We start from the raw sequence: 17,848 nt of genomic DNA, 5'->3' as shown, positions 1-17,848 counted from the left end.
GCAACGATAGTGGCCTATTCGTTGTGCGGTCTGGATGAAGGAACTTCTTTCATTGCCAAAAATAGCACGACGATCGAAACGAACCAATGAATAAATGCGGCGTATGGCACAGCCGTTTGCAGCGCCTCCATCACCGCGAAAAATACTGTGGATAAAGTGACGGAATATGCTGACATAATCCAAGTATGGCGATATTGCAGTTTTTTATCAAGGGTGCTGCGCAAAATTAATCCAAAGAAAGCGAGGATGCAGATGCCGATAAATTTGCTTGCACTTGCGAATAAATAAATAATAATGAACAACAGCGGGATAAAAACAGGCAATAGCGACTGCAGCGTTTCGATAAAGGAGTGGACGTCTTTGTCCGTGATTTTCACATCAGGAAATGCTGAATAGCTGTAATATTGCGATTGATGATTGGCGATGAGTACGGCTTCGTGTTTTAAAAGCCCGATAGCGTTATTAAAGCGTTCCACATCCTCTTTTGTTACTTGGCCGGTGCTGTCAAAAATGATCGTAAAGCCGTGCTGGTCAATATGAACGGGCTCTTTTGCGGAAGAATGCAATTGGCCGTTTTCAATCGTAAATGAAGGAAGTTCGTTTTGTAAAAGAGCGCTTGTATTGCGAATTCCCTCGACGAAAGAAGTGGTTAAGTAATAGGCCATCGGCAAGATCGAAAGAAAAGTGAGCAAAAACACATACCCGATTGTTTTTCCGATGCCTTGAAAGCGGAAACGTGCGATATCTTTTGGTGAATATAAACTTTTCCATAGCTGCACAAACATATTCATCCTTAACACATCCTTCCTGTCCTCCATTGTTCATTGTATATTGTGCGCGTTGATAATTCAACTAAAGATGCATGGATAAAAAAATCTCCTAGGAACGTTTTTGTTCCTAGGATGGGTTTGGTCATACTTTAAATGTCTGCAGGAGACTATTTAATTGGTCGACGAGTTTAGTTAATGATTGCGAAGCATGTAACACCTCGTCCATGGAGGAGCTTTGCCGACGGGTAACGGCCGCAACATGTTCCATGTTTCCGGCGATTTGTTGCGCGATCGAAGCAATCTCTTCCATGCTTGCGGACATTTGTTTCGTTTGGGCATTGACGTCATGAACGACGGCAGATACTTCTTTCGATTGTTGGGAAACGTTGTTTACCGCATCGACAATTCCTTTGAACGCCGCTTCCGTCTGATAGACCATTTCCATTCCAGATTCAAGCACTTGCGAACCGCGGGCCATCGATTGCACCGCTCGTTCTACTTCATGCTGAATTTCTTTAATAATGGTTTGAATTTGTTGCGAAGCAAGGCTTGTTTGTGAAGCCAATTTTCTGATTTCGTTTGCCACTACGGAAAACCCTTTGCCATGTTCCCCGGCCCGGGCTGCTTCGATCGCCGCGTTGAGTGAAAGAAGGTTCGTTTGGTTCGCAATATTGCTGATTAAAGAGACGATTTGGCCGATTTGTTTCGATTGTTCTCCTAACAGATAGATCACTTCCGCCGTTTCGCCGACCGTTTTTTGGACGACCCTCATCTGTTTTACCGTTTGATTGGCAAGTTCATTTCCGGCGTGTGCCTGCTCGCTCACTTTGCTTGTCGAGGCTTCCACGCCAGAGATGGAGGCGGCCGCCTGCCCCATTCCGTCGGCAATTTCATGGAAGAATTGCGAAATTTTGATGGAGGAACTCGCTTGTTTTTCAGTGCCGCTTGCCGTTTCGCCCATGGCGATGGCGATTTGTTCTGACGATTTTTTCGTTTCGGAGGAGATGCGCCGCAATGTATGTGAAGATGCGGTGATATGTTTCGAGCTTGCATCGATATGTTCGATCAGTGTCGTAAGGCTGTCCACCATTTGGTTAAATCCGTCCGCCAATGTCCGGATATCTTTGCTAGAATAAGCAAGCTTGATTTTTGTTCGCAAATTTCCTTGTCCCACTTCATTCATTGCTTGTTTTAACGAAGCGATCGGTTGAGTAAATCGGCGGATCAGCAAAAAGCCGATAAAGCTCGTGAGCAATATGGTGAGCAGCGAAACAAGGATGCTCATCCATCTATATTCCGCAACAGGCCGTAAATAGTCTTCTTCTGCAAGAGCTAAGACATATATTTGCCCGTTTAAATCAATCGAGCGTGCAAATGATAAAGTCCATCCTTGAAAATGGATCATCCCTTGTTGTCGCTTTTCGATTTGCTTGATGACCGAAGGAGGCAACGACGGCAGCTGGCTGGAGAAATTCCCAAGATGTTCAACCTTTTTTTCGCTTGTTATGACAAATTGCAGTGGCCGCAAGCCGAGGGATTGAAATTTGCGCTGATTGAGCGCGAGCACATAAAGAAATTTTTTATTGAATTCCTCATTAGTCGTTGAAGATTTTAACATAGAAATTTTTTCAACCATTACTTCAGTGGACATTTGCATTTGTTGTTCAATGGAGCGGATCACGACTTGCTTGTTTTTTTCATAACCGATAGAAGCGGTTATTGCCGAGGAGATGCACGTGATCAAAACGATGATGAGCAATAAGATGGTTTGTAAGTTCCAGTTACTGATCCACGATAACGGTGCGAATCGCAAAGTGCTGATCTTAGCTGGGAATGAAAACAACTTTGGCCAAGCCCGCTTTTGTCGTTTCATTTTTATACGCTCCTTTTATCCATATGAAATCTAGTCATATCTCAATGTAGCGAATGATTTTGAATATTTTGTTAAGGGAGTGTTGAGAGTGTGTTAAGTGAGAGGAGAGAGTTTACGAACAAATAAATTGAAACATTGTGGCAATTTTGATAAGCTAAATTTAAACGAACGCATAGTGGTTATACTATTTTTGCGTTCGGATACATAAAAACAAAAAAGGAGGAGTTACCATGGCTTTTGAATTGCCACAATTACCTTATGCTTATGATGCGCTTGAGCCGTATATCGACAAAGAAACGATGAACATTCACCACACGAAACACCATAACACTTATGTAACAAACTTAAATGCTGCTTTAGAAGGACATGCGGATTTACAAAATAAATCGCTTGAAGAATTGCTCAGCAATTTAGAAGCACTTCCGGAAAGCATCCGCACAGCGGTCCGCAACAACGGCGGCGGGCACGCAAACCATTCTCTCTTCTGGACGATTCTTTCGCCAAACGGTGGCGGCGAGCCAACGGGAGAATTAGCGGAAGCCATTAACAAAAAATTCGGCAGCTTTGCAGCGTTCAAAGAAGAATTTACAAAAGCAGCGACGACTCGCTTCGGTTCCGGATGGGCTTGGCTCGTTGTCAACAACGGCGAACTTGAAGTGACAAGCACGCCAAACCAAGACTCGCCATTGATGGAAGGAAAAACTCCGATTCTTGGCTTAGACGTTTGGGAACATGCTTACTATTTGAAATATCAAAACCGTCGTCCAGAATATATTGCAGCATTCTGGAACATTGTGAACTGGGATGAAGTAGCAAAACGCTACAGCGAAGCAAAAGCGAAATAATAAAGGCGGAAAAGACTAAGCTAAACGCACCGTTTAGCTTAGTCTTTTTTATTTTGCCGGAGTTAACATCGCATCGTGCATAGAACAGTGAAAAATCGCCAAACTACCCTTTAGACGAAAAAGGGGAGTTTACCATGGCAATCATCAAAAAACTTACTGGTCAAGAACAAATTACCCGGGATTTAGTTTTGCTGTTATGCATCGGCGGTTGTTACGCATTGAGCGTGTCTCTTTCCAATACGTTTGTCAACGTGTATTTATGGAAACAATCAGGGGAGTTCCGCGATTTAGCGGTGTACAATTTGTCCATTGTTACATTGCAGCCGCTGACGTTTATTGTAGCTGGAAAATTGGCAAAAAAAGTGGACCGCATTATCGTATTGCGGTTAGGTGTATCGTTTTTGGCGGTTTTTTTTATTACCGTTTTGCTTGTCGGCAGCAGCGCGCATAATTACTTGATCTTATTAGGGGCTCTTTTAGGTGTCGGGTATGGGTTTTATTGGCTCGCTTTTAACGTTTTAACATTTGAAATTACCGAGCCGGAAACTCGCGATTTTTTTAACGGGTTTTTCGGCATTCTCACTTCGATGGCCGGAATGGTCGGGCCGATCGTTGCCGGGTATATTATTTCTTCATTGGCGAATGCGAAAGGATATACGCTGATCTTTTCCATTTCGCTTGGCTTGTTCGTCCTTGCTGTCATTTTCAGCTTTTTTCTCAAGCGCCGTTCTGCAAAAGGAAATTATTTATTTCTTCGCATTTTAAAAGAGAGAAGTTATAATAAAAATTGGCGGTTAATGACGAACGCCCATTTTTTTCAAGGATTGCGCGAAGGAACGTTCGTGTTCGTCATTTCTGTATTCGTCTACATCACTTCGAACAGTGAGATGGCGCTTGGAAAATTCGGTTTCGTGAACTCGCTGACATCATTTATCGCATACTATGCCGTTTCGCGATGGATGAAGCGGAAATATCGCAAGAAGGCGATTTTATGCGGCGGTTTATTGTTATATGGCGCCGTTTTCCTGATTGTTTTTCACCTTTCTTACCCGCGCCTGATTTTGTACGCGATTGTGATCGCCATCGCTTATCCTTTATTGCTTGTCCCGTATTCGTCATTAACGTTTGATGTGATAGGGAGAAGCTGGAAGTCCGCGGAAATGCGCATCGAATACATTGTTGTTCGCGAGTTATTTTTAAACGGCGGACGCATTGTATCCATTCTTGCTTTTTTGGCTGTGATTGTGTTTTTCGGGGAAAAACCGGGCATCCCTGTTTTAATGTTAATACTCGGCGCTGGTCATTTGCTCATTTATTTATTTGTGCGGCACATTCATTTAGATGGCAGGGGAACGGATAAAGAGAAGCGTTCTTTCATTCCGCCAAAGCTAGCGAATGAAGAAGGGGGCTCTCCAATGTAGGCAAGCCCTCTTTTTCCATGGTCTTTTTTCTAGAAAAGTGTCCATCTTTCCTTTACAATAGAAAAAAAAAGCGGCAAAAGAAAAGGAGGAGGCTAGTTGAAAAAGAAAAAAACAGCACAAGTGCCGTTTCGGCTGAATATACTTTTTTTCGTTGTGTTTTTATTGTTTTCGGCACTTATTTTACGGCTCGGCGTCGTGCAAATTGTTTATGGGGAAGATTACCGGAAAGAGGTAGAACGTACAGAAGATGAAATTGTCAGCACTCCGGTGCCACGCGGAAAAATTTATGACCGCTTTCACCGCGTCATTGTCGATAATATTCCGGAAAACGCAATAACATATACGCGTTCGAAAACGACAACCCCGGAAGATACATTGAAAGTCGCGCGCAAATTGGCGAAATATATCGATAAACCGGTCGATAAAGTGACGGAACGTGATATGAAAGACTATTGGATTTTAACGAGAAAAGAGAAAGCGGAGAAAAAAGTAAGCAAAAAAGAGCGGAGAGAGTTAGAAAAGCAAGGGTTGTCGCAAAAAGAAATCGATAAAAAAATATATGAGCTGACATTAAAGCGCATAACGCCGAAGGATTTGCGTGAGATAACAAAAGAAGAATTGGAAATTATCGCAATCAAGCATGAAATGGACAGCGGCTATGCGCTGACGCCGCAAATCGTAAAAAATAACGGAGTAACGAATAAAGAATACGCAGTGGTAAGCGAACATTTGGAGGAACTGCCGGGAGTAAGTGCAACGACGGATTGGAAACGCCATTATGTGTATGAAAATACGTTCCGTTCGGTGCTTGGCAGCGTTACAGAAAATGACGAAGGATTGCCGCGCGAACGTTTAGATTATTTTTTGGCGCGTGATTACAGCCGCAATGATCGCGTTGGGAAAAGCTATCTTGAAGCGCAATTCGAGGGTGTATTGCATGGCAAAAAGGCGAAAATCAAAAATGTCGTGGACAAGTCCGGCAATGTGACTTCGGTAGAGCAAATATATAGCGGAGAGCGCGGGAAGGATCTTGTCCTGACGATCGATATCGAACTCCAGCAGCAGGTGGAAAAAATCATCGAAGAAGAAATCATGGCCACAAAGCGGAAGGGGCGGTCTCCGCTGCTTGATCGGGCGTTTGTGGTGATGATGGACCCGAAAACAGGAGAAGTTTTATCTTTGGCTGGAAAACTGCTGACAAAGGATGAAAATGGAAAAACGCGATTTGTTGATTTTGCGATTGGCAACCTCACCTCAGCTTATGCTATGGGATCCGCAGTAAAGGGAGCGACGGTGCTGACGGGCTTTCAAACAGGAGTGTTGCATCCGAATACTTACATCCATGATGAACCATTATATATCAAAGGCACGCCCGCTAAAAAATCGTGGCAGACGATGGGGACGATCAATGAGTTGACCGCGCTGCAGCGCTCCTCGAACGTATATATGTTTAAAACGGCGATCGCGATCGGCGGCGGCGTATACCGCCCGCATCAGTCGTTGCGCATTAATCCTGAAGCATTTACGACCATTCGCAAATATTTTGCTCAGTTTGGGCTTGGCGTGAAAACAGGAATTGATTTGCCAAACGAGCTCGGCGGCTTTCAAGGAAAAGAAACAGGGGCCGGAAAATTGCTAGACCTAGTCATCGGCCAATACGATATGTACACCCCGCTGCAAATGGCGCAATATGTATCAACCATTGCCAACGGCGGCTATCGAATGAAACCGCAAATTGTCAAAGAAATTCGCAAGCCGACGGATAGTGCAAACGAACTGGGGCCAGTTGTTCAACGCTTTGAACCGGTTGTATTGAACCGGATTGATATGAAGACGGAATATATTCAACGAGTGCAGGAAGGATTCCGCCGGGTGATGCAGATGCCGAAAGGAACAGCATATGCGTATTTTGCCAATGCGCCATATAAGCCAGCTGGAAAAACCGGGACAGCGGAAGCATTTTACGACGGGCCAATCCAAAGCAGACGGAATGATCCAACATATAATTTGACATTAGTCGGATATGCTCCATATGATAATCCGGAAGTGTCGTTTGCTGTTGTCGTCCCTTGGGCGACGCAAGGAGAAAGTGACGGCATTAACAATAGAATCGGCAGACGCATTTTAGATACGTATTTTGAGCTAAAAGCCAAGAGAGCAAAAGGAAATGTCTCGAACAATGAGACAGACGGAAACATGGCGGCAACAACGGAGGCAAATGAATAAAACTATTAAATCACAACAAAGAAGGCACTTTTTGTACAGTGCCTTCTTTTTTTAACAAAATTTTAACATTCGATTAAAATAGCGTTAATAGTTTCATTATAAGCTGAATAAAGAAGAATTCAGCAAAATTAAGTGATGAAACGTTTTTCGTAGAAGTGATAGAGATCTGGGTGGGATTTACCTTTTTATAGCAAAATAAAAGGGGAGACATTTATGGGTGTAACAGTGGTAATGGAACGGGCGAATGTGAATACATTAGGGGAAGCGGTGAAAAAGGAGACGGTATACCGCGCACATCAACTAAATGTATGGTATGGAGAGCATCATGCTTTAAAAAATATCAATTTATCTTTTTATGAAAATGAAATTACGGCGATCATCGGTCCGTCTGGTTGCGGAAAATCTACCTATATAAAAACGCTGAACCGAATGATTGAATTATCGCCAAATGTTCGAATCACTGGAGAAGTTACTTATCGCGGCCGCAATATTTTTGATCGTTCTTATCATGTAGAACAATTGCGCACGAATGTCGGAATGGTTTTCCAAAAGCCGAACCCGTTTCCGAAATCTATTTACGATAATGTTGCTTACGGGCCACGCATTCATGGAATACGAAATAAAAGCGTATTGGATGAGATTGTCGAAAAAAGTTTGCGTGCGGCGGCGCTTTGGGATGAAGTAAAAGACCGCCTTCATGAGCATGCGCACGCACTTTCGGGAGGACAACAGCAACGGCTGTGCATCGCCCGTTGTTTAGCGGTGGAACCAGATGTGATATTGATGGATGAACCGACTTCTGCGCTTGACCCAATTTCAACAGCGAAAATTGAAGAATTGATGCAGCAGCTGAAAGAACAGTATAGCATTATTATCGTTACACATAATATGCAGCAAGCGGCCCGCATTTCAGATAAAACGGCGTTTTTCTTGAACGGGGAAGTAATAGAATACGGAGATACACAGCAATTATTTTCGAATCCGCGAGATCAGCGAACAGAAGATTATATTTCAGGACGATTCGGATAAAATGAAAAAGGGGCTATTCCCTCGCAATGGGGAATGCCCTTTTTTATCGGTGCTTTTTCGCGATCAGATTGGCTATTTCTTCATAACTCATTTCGCTATGTACTTTGTAGGTGCCGGCGTGAATGTAACGGGTCAGCCCGCGCGTTTGCAAATAAGTGACAAACGCGTCCGCGTCGGGAATGATATGAGCTTCCTCTAACTTTTGCGCAAAGTCGATCGATCTTTCCCCTTTTTGAATCGTCAACAAGTACACATATACGGTTTTTGGCGGCTGTGGATTGTTGGAAACCGCAGTGGTGTTGTTTTGTTGCGCGGCTTTTTTCAATTTTTGATATTCCGCTTTTTTGATCGCGACCATTCCGTCTTTTTGCAGGGCCTCATGAAGTTTGGCGGTAGTCATGGAGCCGGATTCCATGTAGTAAGCGGCGCCGATTATGGAAGTGGCTAACAGCATGCCGAGAGCGATGGCGCGTATTTTTTGTTTTGTCATCGTGCCAGCCCCCTCAAAATCATGCGCACTTCTTCTGTTGTCAGGGCGGTTTCTCGGGCGATTTGCTCATACGAAAGCCCTTGCTTGTAGAGCATGAACACACGGTTTTTTATGGAAGCGGAAGCGTGGCGGTCGCTGTCATGAGCCGGCGCGATATGCGGCGGGCTTTCATGGCGGATTAACAATTCTTCTTCAAGTACTTGCAATCGTTTTTTTAGTTGATACGTTTCTTGTGCGAACGATAGTGTCAGTTGGTCAAGCTGTTCTTCTATTTGTTTTACATCGTCTTTGGCAAAAAAAGAAATAAAAAAAAGGAGAATCGATAGAACGAGCAAAGCGATTATTGCATATTCGATCATTATCATCACCCTATTTCACTATATCATAGCTTTGTTTTTTCGATAAATACTTAATCATAAATTTAGATGTGGAAATTGCCGCGAAAAAATGCTATCATAGAAAAGTCTGATTATAAATAAGTTCAATTATAGTAGTTTGGAGGGAAGATGCATGCGCGTGAACATTACATTGGCTTGCACAGAATGCGGTGAGCGTAACTATACTACGTCCAAAAATAAACGCAACAATCCAGATCGCCTTGAATTAAGAAAATATTGCCCAAGAGACAAAAAAGTAACGCTTCATCGCGAAACGAAGTAAGCAGTAGGAAACAGATTTCCTGCTGCTTTTTGTCTTTTTATGCGGCAGGGGCCGTTTTGCGGATCAATGGGGCGATCAACCTGAAACAGCGGGATGAATGGAGGAAAAGCGCGATGGAAGAAAAAACGCAGATTCGCGACAAAATGAAAGCACGGTTGCAGCGATTAACAGAAAAAGAAAAACAAGCATATGATAAACAAATTGCTGAAAGGTTATACGAGCTCCCAATATGGAAACAAGCAAAAACGATCGGGATTACTGTTTCTAAAGGGAAAGAAGTGGATACAAGAGCCATTATTGAACAGGCGTGGGATGAAGGGAAAACGGTGAGCGTGCCAAAATGCGATCCGGCAACAAAGACGATGGTGTTTCGGAAAATTCAAGCTTTTTCTCAGCTTGAATCCGTTTATTTCGGCTTATGGGAGCCAATTGAAGAACTGACGGATGAAGTGGAAGGAAGTAAGATCGATCTTATGATTGTTCCGGGAATATGTTTTTCCAAAGACGGCTACCGCATTGGATATGGCGGGGGATATTATGACCGCTATTTGCAGCATGCAGCGATGCCAACGGTTTCATTGGCCTATTCATTCCAAGTGATTAAGTCTCTCCCGGTAGAAAAACATGACATCCCTGTGCAAATGATTATTACAAACGAAGGAGTTATCAAATGTAATGACTGAAAATGAATGGCTGTACGTGTTTGCTTCCGCCGTGGTGGCAATCGGCGGCTTGTTTGTTCGTTCCCTTTCCATTTCCGGCGCGATGGCAACAGTAATCGTCGGGATGATAGTCGGCAAAGCGTTTTCATGGAAAGGGTTGATGTTATTAGGCGTGTTTTTCGTCAGCTCCAGCGTTTGGAGTAAAATCGGCAAAAAAAGAAAACAGAAACTGATAGAAAAAGTAGAAAAAGGGGAACAACGCGACTATATCCAAGTGTTCGCGAACGGGGGAGTCGCTGTACTGATTAGTTTTTTGGCAATTGTTCATCCGTCTTCGCTTTGGCTCGATCTTTTTATTATTTCTATTGCTGCCGCCAATGCGGATACGTGGGCGTCGGAAATCGGCAGTTTAAGCCGGCAAACGCCGAGGTTATTGACGAATTTCAAAAAGGTTGAAGCCGGAACATCGGGAGCGGTGACGCTGCTAGGCCTGCTTGCTTCTTTTTTAGGAGCTGCTTTTATCGGCGCTGTGAGCGCCATTCAATGGAAAGATATTTCCATTATTACGATCGCGTTTTTCGGATGGTTCGGCAGCCTTTTGGATACATTGTTCGGCGCGGTTTGGCAAGCCGTTTACCGCTGCCCCGTGTGCGGGATTGAAACGGAACGGAAGGAACATTGCCGGCAGCCAACGGTGCATATCAAGGGGTGCCGTTTTGTAAATAACGATGTAGTCAATGCGTTATCGATTGTTTGCTGCACCACAATTTATATTTTCTTCACCATGTTTAGGTGAATCGCTGATGAAGAAGAAAAAACAGTAAACGTATGTCTGGAATTTTTCATCAAAGCGGTCCATGCAGGCCCATTTTTTTTTGGCCGTTTTTCTATCACACTCCGCTTTCATAATTTGCGGGCGGATGGGTAAAAGAATAAAAAGGGATTTGCATCATGAGGAGGGAAAAGGATGAACAAACTTGCCTATTCAATATTGGTACTGATCGTCGGGGGCATCGTGTATCGTTACCGTTACCCGATTGTGAACGCGGTATTGCATATCCGGCCTTTGCAAAAATGGCTCGTCCGCTCAGTGATGAACGTTCCATTTGTCCGCAATACAATCATTTCTCAAGTATTTCGATAAGTATGGTACAATGAAACAGCGGGATGCTATTTGCCGTGCTTACCGGGGGATGCATTTTGCGCCGTCTCCGATGTTTTTTCAGGGGGCACTTGATGCAACATTGCTGGGAGTTTTACTTTGCGGAAAGAAGGGAGAGGGAACTTTGAATGGGAAAATGGAATTGCTGTTCTGGCAGCTTGTCTATTTTTTTATCCAACAGCGTTATCGCATCGTTCAGCTCGCCGATGATGCGCGCGAAATTTGGCTCGAGTCGTTGGAAAACAAGCATGTTCCCATTGTCCGGCTCGTGCGTTATGACATCGATTGGAGCCAATGGTTGAAACGGGACATGGAATATGCTTGGCGCATTGCCGAACAAATTCAGAAACGGCGGATAAGAAAATTCAATAAAATGGTGAATATTTATATTTCAACATATCCCCCAGTTGACGATTGGGAGTTTTTAATCGAAAAACCGCTGCCGCTTTTGCAACAGCGCAATGCCGCTTTGCAAACACTTCTTATTCATTCTGGCAATATCCATCTTTCCTTGCAGCAGTTAGCGGATATGTTCCAGGCGCCGGTCACTTTTCCGGCGATAGCGGATGTGCGTGACCCGTTTTTTGAAGCAGAGCGGCTCAAGCGGGCTGTTTTCCGGGAAGAGAGAGAACAGCAGGAAAGAGAAAGGAAATTGTTTAAATACGGCAAGCCTGTTTTTACGTATATTTTTATCGCGCTGCAAGTGATTGTTTTTCTGCTTATGGAGTGGAACGGAGGCAGCACCAATCCGGACGTTTTGATCAAATATGGCGCAAAATTTAACCCCCTTATTCAAGCGGGGGAGTGGTGGCGCTTTTTTACACCGATTTTTTTACATATCGGTTTCTTGCATTTATTAATGAACACGTTCGCCCTTTATTATTTGGGCATGACGGTCGAACGGCTTTACGGCTCGTGGCGGTTTTTCTTTATCTATTTTACCGCCGGGTTTTTTGGGACGCTTGGCAGCTTTTTATTCACTGCTTCTCTTTCCGCAGGAGCATCAGGCGCCATTTTTGGTTTGTTCGGAGCGCTCCTTTATTTTGGAACCGTGTATCGCCATCTGTTTTGGCAAACGATCGGAACGAATATTATCGGTTTGATTGTTATCAATCTCGTCTTTGGCATGATAGTGCCCGGAATTGATAACGCTGGGCATATTGGCGGGTTGATTGGCGGATATCTTGCTGCTGGCATCGTTCATTTGCCAAACCATTTTGATTGGAAAAAACAAATGCGATCATTGCTCATCTCGGTGGGTATCGCCGCTTTCGCCTTATATATCGGGCTTTAACGAGAAATTTGCTGGGTGAGGCGAATTTTTTCTCCGTCTTTTGTCTCGGTGAGCACGAGTAAATGGGAATAATCTTTGCTTATTAAAATAAGCGGTGTTGTGCTGCCGATTGGCGAGAGGATGGATCCATCCTCTTTTTTTATGCCGAGAAAATAAGATTTATATAGCCCTTCCCACAGCTTTCCGATGATTTCTTGCGTTTTTTCCATGGAAAGATCGGGCAACGGTTGTTCGTTGTAAACGATTAAATCAGGCAAATATAAAGAATAGTATTGTTGCTTTTGAATGGAAAAATGCGATAAAAGCGACTCTGATGTGTGCCGGAGAAATTCGGCTGTTGTTTTGTTTAATACGTTCTGCCATTCTTTTTCATCCTGTGTCGCCGCGCGGTGAAAGGAGACAAGCGGACTGTACGGAGAATCGATTACATACAAGTAATCGCTTGTCATAGTTTGGCTGCTTGTAATCATCTCCCCTTCATGAAGTTCCCCATGGTGAAATGAAATTGCTTGAAAAAAGCGGCTGTCTCTCGCTGCCACTATTTTTTCTTGCGTTAACGTTTGGCTGTTCGTCTTCCATTTGGCGAGACGGTCAACGAGCCGCCCGTCTGCAAAAAGCAAGGAAATATCTTGGCGCAGGTAGGCGTCCCGGTCTAATGAAGATGACGCCGACCAAAGCAAAGAATATTTTCCATCCCGCTTTTGCGGTTGCAATTGGAGCGTTGTTTTTGCCTCGCTGAACGTTACATGCGGATGAATCGGGAAAAAGATGATCGTTTCTTTTGCCGGACGGTAAATGAAAAGAGAAAATGATGCGATGATCAATAAGAGCGCCGCTATCGAAACTAATTTTTTCATCATAGCCCCCTACGTGGACAAGTTTGTTACCAATATATGAATGCAAAGGGAAAAGTATGTATGAATTTGTTTTTCATTGTCAATCATGGATGATATCACGGTTGGAACAAAATGCAGGTGAGATCATGGAAAAGGGCACAAAAAAGCGAGTCGTTTCTCCGCATCTCCAAGAAAACATAATGTATTTGCGCAAAAAGCTTGGCGTTGGAAAAAGTTTTGATGTGATTCAGCTTGATGTGGAGTATGCCGGGAGAGCCATGTCATTATTTATGATTGACGGATTTGTCAAAGATGATATTTTGCACTACTTAATGAGGAGATTGTCTTTCCTTGAGGAAAGACAGCTGCAAGTACATCCGCTTGAAAAACTGCTGAAAACGTATCTCCCTTACGTGGAATTAAGTAAAACAAACGATTTAGATGAAGCTGTCGATGCGGTGCTCGCCGGACCGACGGCATTGGTCGTAGATGGCGTTGATTATATTATTCTCATTGATGCGCGCACATATCCCGTTCGCGGGCCGCAAGAACCCGACATTGAGAGAGTGGTCCGCGGGGCACGGGACGGTTTTGTAGAAACGATTGTATTCAATACAGCGTTAATTCGGCGGCGCGTCCGCGACCCGTCATTGCGTATGGAATATTTGCAAGTTGGCCGTCGTTCCAAAACAGATATTTGCGTTTGTTATATTGAAGATATTGCCGCCCCTGAAATTATCCAGCATGTTAAAAGTGCGATTGCCAATATTGATACGGATGGGCTGGCGATGGGAGAGAAAACAGTAGAAGAGTTTATTTCGGGGCGGCATTGGAATCCGTATCCGGTAGTCCGTTATACGGAACGGCCAGATACAGCCGCTACCCATTTATATGAAGGCCATGTGTTAGTCATTGCCGATGGTTCCCCGAGTGTATTAATTACGCCGGCAACGTTTTGGCACCATCTTCAACATGCGGAAGAATACCGCAATAAACCGATCGTTGGCGCATATTTGCGCCTAGTTCGTTTTTTGGCGGTCTGGGCTTCCATTTTTCTCTTGCCGCTTTGGTATTTAGTGATGACAGAGCCGCAATGGCTGCCGTCTTCTTTATCCTTTTTAGCAAAAGCAAAACTTGGCGATATCCCGCTGTTTGCGCAAATTGTCATGATTGAAATTGGCATTGATATGTTGCGGATGGCGGCTATTCATACTCCTTCTTCATTGGCTACGGCACTGGGGCTTGTTGCGGCGCTGATGATCGGCGGGATAGCAGTGGAAGTCGGATTGTTTTCAAACGAAGTCATTTTATATTTTTCGGTTGCGGCAATCGGAACGTTTGCGACGCCAAGCTATGAAATGGGGCTCGCGAATCGCCTTGTGCGGATCGGATTGTTAGTGCTGGCGGGATTATTTAGCATATACGGTTACATTATTGGGATTACCGCGTGGATCATTGCCCTCATGCGGATGAATTCATTTGGCATCCCGTATTTGTGGCCGTTTATTCCATTTTCATATCGGGCGATGCGCGATGTGCTTATTCGTTCCCCAATGCCTTTAAAAAACCGGCGCCCGACGGTGTTGCATCCACGCGATCCTGATCGGTGAAACAGGCTCTATCAGCAATTTTGTTGCAAGCAGCCTGTTTTTTCTTTTTGTTCTTTTCTTGACGGATCATGTGTTTCTTTATACATTTATATTGGGTAAAAAAATGTGCAGGTGAAACAATGAAAACGGTATACGATGTACAGCAGCTTTTAAAGCGGTTTGGAACGATTATTTACATAGGGGATCGTTTGGCAGATTTAGAGTTGATGGAGGAGGAATTAAAAGAGCTATACCAGTCGCAGTTGATTGATGTGAAAGATTACCAAATGGCGCTTTTGATATTAAGACATGAAGCACAACTAGAACGAGAAAAACGAATGAAAAGGGAATGACGGACATGACGGAAAAATGGCTTGTTGGCGTTGATTTAGGCGGAACAACGACAAAAATGGCGTTTTTAACAGAAGATGGCGATATTGTACATAAATGGGAGATTGGTACAGATATTTCCAACAAGGGGGAAAACATCGTCAGACATATTGCGCAATCGCTAGAAGACACGTTGCATCGCTTAGGAGAAAGCAAGGAACGGCTTTTAGCGATCGGGATTGGCGCGCCAGGCCCGGTGCAAAGGGAAACAGGGATGCTTTATGAAGCAGTGAACTTAGGATGGAAAAATTATCCTCTCAAAGAACGGTTAGAGCGGGAAACCTCTCTTCCTGTAGCGGTAGATAATGACGCGAATATTGCTGCGCTTGGAGAAATGTGGAAAGGAGCCGGCAACGGCGCGCGCGATCTTATTTGCGTGACACTTGGCACCGGCGTCGGCGGCGGAGTGATCGCCAATGGTCAAATTGTGCATGGCGTCAACGGCGCTGGCGGAGAAATCGGCCACATGACATTGGTTGCCAAAGGCGGCGCGCCGTGTAATTGCGGCAAAACCGGATGTTTAGAAACGATTGCTTCTGCGACGGGAATTGTGCGAATTGCGAAAGAAAAATTGTCACAGTGGGACAAGCCGACTTTGCTTCGCGGTGAAACTATCACCGCGAAAGCGGTGTTCGATGCGGCGAAAGCGAATGACGAACTGGCGCTCGCAATTGTGGATGAAGTGATGTTTTACCTAGGATTAGCGTTGGCGAATGCGGCGAACGTGTCCAATCCGGAAAAAATCGTAATTGGCGGCGGCGTGTCAAAAGCAGGAAATATATTGGTGGAACGTGTCGGTGCTTATTTCCGCCGCTTTGCGTTTCCGCGTGTTGCGGAAGGGGCGACGATCGCTCTGGCAACACTTGGAAACGACGCGGGAGTAATCGGCGGCGCATGGCTGGCGAAAACATCGCTCCACATTTGATAGTGAATGCGGCGAAAAAGAAAGCGATTCACCGTGGGATGGCCTTCGGTGAATCGTTTTTTGTTTCATTTTCCACATCCCTCGCTCATATGTTGAAGTAGAACATCAGGCAGGGGAAGGGGAGGATGGTTTGAACATATATGCTTCTCGCGGCGACACGCTGGCGGCATATGGCGAATGGTTTGCCGTTCCTTACGAATTGTTGCTGGACGCTAATCCGCATATCCGAAAAGACCGGCTAGAGCAAGGAGAAGTTGTGTGCATTCCAGGGTATGAAACCATTTGTACATGGGAAGCGCTGGCGCATTTTTTTTCTGTGCGCCAAGAAGCGTTGCGGCGGATGAAAGGAACGGCGCAAATCATCAGCGGGTCGGTACAGCTGCCAAAACGCGTGATTTCCCGCATCGTTCAAGGGCAAAAGGCGTACGATTTTTTCGCGCTTAAGCAAGATGTTGAAGCGCTTTGCCGCTGCTATCCGTTTGTGTGCACAAGGGTGATCGGATATAGTGTGCTCGGCTTGCCGTTAATCGAAATAAAAATAGGGCAAGGGCCGATTCGCGTTCATCTGAACGGTTCATTCCATGCGAATGAATGGATTACGTCAGCGATTATTATGACATTCCTCAATGATTATTTGTTGGCGGTGACAAACGGCGAGACGCTTCGCGGGCATCATATGCTTGATTATTATAAAAAGGTGACATTATCGGTTGTGCCAATGGTGAACCCGGATGGCGTCAACCTTGTGTTGCACGGCCCGCCAGAGCAAGAACCGCATCGCAGTGAAGTGGTGTGGATGAACGGAGGATCTGTTGATTTTTCGCAATGGAAGGCAAATATTCGCGGCATTGATTTAAATAATCAATTTCCGGCAAAATGGGAAGTGGAGCGCGCCCGGAAAATTCCGAAAGCGCCGGCGCCGCGCGATTTTCCGGGATTTGCGCCGCTTACGGAACCGGAAGCAAAAGCGATGGCCGCATTGACAGAAGAAAGCGATTTTGACATGATTGTAGCGTTTCATACGCAAGGAAAAGAAATATATTGGGGATATGAAGGATTAGAGCCGCCTTGTGCGGAAGAAACGGCGCTGGAATTTGCGAAAACGAGCGGTTATCAAGCGGTAAAGTATATCGACAGCCACGCGGGATATCGCGACTGGTTTATTCAAACATGGAAGCGAAGAGGGTATACGGTGGAATTGGGGGAAGGCGTCAATCCGCTGCCTATTGAACAGTTTGCGGAGATTTATGAAGATAGCCTTGGCATTTTTCTTGCGGCGCTGTATATGGCTTGAGGAAAAAAGAAATATCGCATTATAATAGCAAATAAAAAGCAGGGAAGGAGAAAAAAAGATGGCAATTGTCGACGTAACGGTCATTCCGATTGGCACACCGACGCCAAGTGTCAGCGAATATGTCGCCGAAATGCAAAAAGTGCTGGAAACGTATAAACGTGACGGGAAAATCGATTTTATGTTAACCCCGATGAATACGATTATTGAAGGCGAGTTGCCTGTTTTGTTTGAAGTGATTCAAGCCATTCATGAAGTGCCGTTTTCGAAAGGAATTCAACGGGTGGCGACAAATATTCGCATCGACGACCGTCGCGATAAGAAACGGCGGATGGCGGACAAAATCGCAAGCGTACAGGAAAAAATGAAATAAAAACCACAAGAG

The 17,848-nt window shown here is 44.7% G+C and carries 19 protein-coding genes; 14 read left to right on the top strand and 5 right to left on the bottom strand.

Annotated elements, in window-relative coordinates; all coding sequences use genetic code 11:
• Nucleotides 1-14 precede the first annotated feature (14 nt).
• Nucleotides 15-791, bottom strand: coding sequence for a DUF1189 domain-containing protein (locus AOT13_RS16795; protein ID WP_013400376.1), 777 nt, complete (start codon nt 789-791; stop codon nt 15-17).
• Between the two features lie 121 nt (nt 792-912).
• The gene (locus AOT13_RS16790) at nt 913-2,643 is read right to left on the bottom strand and encodes a methyl-accepting chemotaxis protein (protein WP_003249144.1); all 1,731 of its coding nucleotides are present in this window, start codon (nt 2,641-2,643) and stop codon (nt 913-915) included.
• A gap of 230 nt (nt 2,644-2,873) precedes the next feature.
• Here AOT13_RS16790 and sodA point away from each other — a divergent pair, with 230 nt between their 5' ends.
• From sodA to pstB, 4 genes are all read left to right on the top strand, one after another.
• A complete protein-coding gene (gene sodA, locus AOT13_RS16785) occupies nt 2,874-3,488 on the top strand; it encodes a superoxide dismutase SodA (RefSeq protein WP_003249146.1) in 615 nt (204 codons plus the stop codon).
• 134 nt (nt 3,489-3,622) lie between these two features.
• A complete protein-coding gene (locus AOT13_RS16780; protein WP_003249148.1) occupies nt 3,623-4,909 on the top strand; it encodes an MFS transporter in 1,287 nt (428 codons plus the stop codon).
• Nucleotides 4,910-5,005: 96 nt separating this feature from the next.
• Nucleotides 5,006-7,135: a peptidoglycan D,D-transpeptidase FtsI family protein gene (locus AOT13_RS16775; RefSeq protein ID WP_003249150.1), complete on the top strand. Its 2,130-nt coding sequence runs from the start codon at nt 5,006-5,008 to the stop codon at nt 7,133-7,135.
• A gap of 213 nt (nt 7,136-7,348) precedes the next feature.
• Nucleotides 7,349-8,164: a phosphate ABC transporter ATP-binding protein PstB gene (pstB, locus tag AOT13_RS16770; RefSeq protein WP_003249152.1), complete on the top strand. Its 816-nt coding sequence runs from the start codon at nt 7,349-7,351 to the stop codon at nt 8,162-8,164.
• Between the two features lie 43 nt (nt 8,165-8,207).
• Here the strand turns inward: pstB and AOT13_RS16765 are convergent, their stop codons facing one another.
• A complete protein-coding gene (locus AOT13_RS16765; protein WP_003249154.1) occupies nt 8,208-8,654 on the bottom strand; it encodes an endolytic transglycosylase MltG in 447 nt (148 codons plus the stop codon).
• Complete coding sequence (locus AOT13_RS16760; RefSeq protein WP_003249155.1) at nt 8,651-9,013, bottom strand: hypothetical protein; 363 nt, start codon at nt 9,011-9,013, stop codon at nt 8,651-8,653. The genes AOT13_RS16765 and AOT13_RS16760 overlap by 4 nt, the downstream gene beginning before the upstream one ends.
• A 151-nt stretch (nt 9,014-9,164) precedes the next feature.
• On the opposite strand from AOT13_RS16760, the gene rpmG reads away from it, so the two are divergent.
• From rpmG to AOT13_RS16740, 5 genes are all read left to right on the top strand, one after another.
• Complete coding sequence (rpmG, locus tag AOT13_RS16755; protein WP_003249157.1) at nt 9,165-9,314, top strand: 50S ribosomal protein L33; 150 nt, start codon at nt 9,165-9,167, stop codon at nt 9,312-9,314.
• A gap of 113 nt (nt 9,315-9,427) precedes the next feature.
• The gene (locus AOT13_RS16750) at nt 9,428-9,997 is read left to right on the top strand and encodes a 5-formyltetrahydrofolate cyclo-ligase (RefSeq protein ID WP_003249159.1); all 570 of its coding nucleotides are present in this window, start codon (nt 9,428-9,430) and stop codon (nt 9,995-9,997) included.
• Nucleotides 9,990-10,772, top strand: coding sequence for a DUF92 domain-containing protein (locus AOT13_RS16745; protein WP_003249160.1), 783 nt, complete (start codon nt 9,990-9,992; stop codon nt 10,770-10,772). Before AOT13_RS16750 ends, AOT13_RS16745 begins: the two co-directional genes overlap by 8 nt.
• A 171-nt stretch (nt 10,773-10,943) precedes the next feature.
• Entirely contained in the window at nt 10,944-11,120 is a 177-nt protein-coding gene (locus AOT13_RS20710; protein WP_167542276.1) for a hypothetical protein, read from the top strand.
• Between the two features lie 142 nt (nt 11,121-11,262).
• Nucleotides 11,263-12,432: a rhomboid family intramembrane serine protease gene (locus tag AOT13_RS16740; RefSeq protein WP_003249162.1), complete on the top strand. Its 1,170-nt coding sequence runs from the start codon at nt 11,263-11,265 to the stop codon at nt 12,430-12,432.
• On the opposite strand, the gene AOT13_RS16735 is transcribed toward AOT13_RS16740, so the two are convergent.
• Nucleotides 12,429-13,289 (bottom strand): hypothetical protein, encoded by an 861-nt coding sequence (locus AOT13_RS16735; RefSeq protein WP_003249163.1) that lies wholly within the window; start codon nt 13,287-13,289, stop codon nt 12,429-12,431. The genes AOT13_RS16740 and AOT13_RS16735 overlap by 4 nt on opposite strands.
• 125 nt (nt 13,290-13,414) lie before the next feature.
• Here AOT13_RS16735 and AOT13_RS16730 point away from each other — a divergent pair, with 125 nt between their 5' ends.
• The 5 genes from AOT13_RS16730 (at nt 13,415) to AOT13_RS16710 (ending at nt 17,836) form a co-directional block, all read left to right on the top strand.
• Nucleotides 13,415-14,878: a spore germination protein gene (locus AOT13_RS16730; protein WP_035502667.1), complete on the top strand. Its 1,464-nt coding sequence runs from the start codon at nt 13,415-13,417 to the stop codon at nt 14,876-14,878.
• Nucleotides 14,879-14,997: 119 nt separating this feature from the next.
• The gene (locus tag AOT13_RS16725) at nt 14,998-15,210 is read left to right on the top strand and encodes a YqgQ family protein (protein ID WP_013400385.1); all 213 of its coding nucleotides are present in this window, start codon (nt 14,998-15,000) and stop codon (nt 15,208-15,210) included.
• A gap of 5 nt (nt 15,211-15,215) precedes the next feature.
• Nucleotides 15,216-16,172 carry an ROK family glucokinase gene (locus AOT13_RS16720; RefSeq protein ID WP_003249167.1) on the top strand — a complete coding sequence of 319 codons (957 nt, stop codon included), beginning with the start codon at nt 15,216-15,218 and terminating at the stop codon, nt 16,170-16,172.
• A gap of 130 nt (nt 16,173-16,302) precedes the next feature.
• The gene (locus AOT13_RS16715; protein ID WP_003249169.1) at nt 16,303-17,466 is read left to right on the top strand and encodes a M14 family metallopeptidase; all 1,164 of its coding nucleotides are present in this window, start codon (nt 16,303-16,305) and stop codon (nt 17,464-17,466) included.
• Nucleotides 17,467-17,524: 58 nt separating this feature from the next.
• Nucleotides 17,525-17,836 (top strand): MTH1187 family thiamine-binding protein, encoded by a 312-nt coding sequence (locus AOT13_RS16710; RefSeq protein ID WP_003249171.1) that lies wholly within the window; start codon nt 17,525-17,527, stop codon nt 17,834-17,836.
• The last annotated feature ends 12 nt before the right edge of the window (nt 17,837-17,848 follow it).

The organism is Parageobacillus thermoglucosidasius, from assembly GCF_001295365.1.
Lineage (GTDB): Bacteria > Bacillota > Bacilli > Bacillales > Anoxybacillaceae > Parageobacillus > Parageobacillus thermoglucosidasius.
Note: the sequence above shows the minus strand (reverse complement) of the source record. Positions and strands in the feature narration are given on the sequence as shown.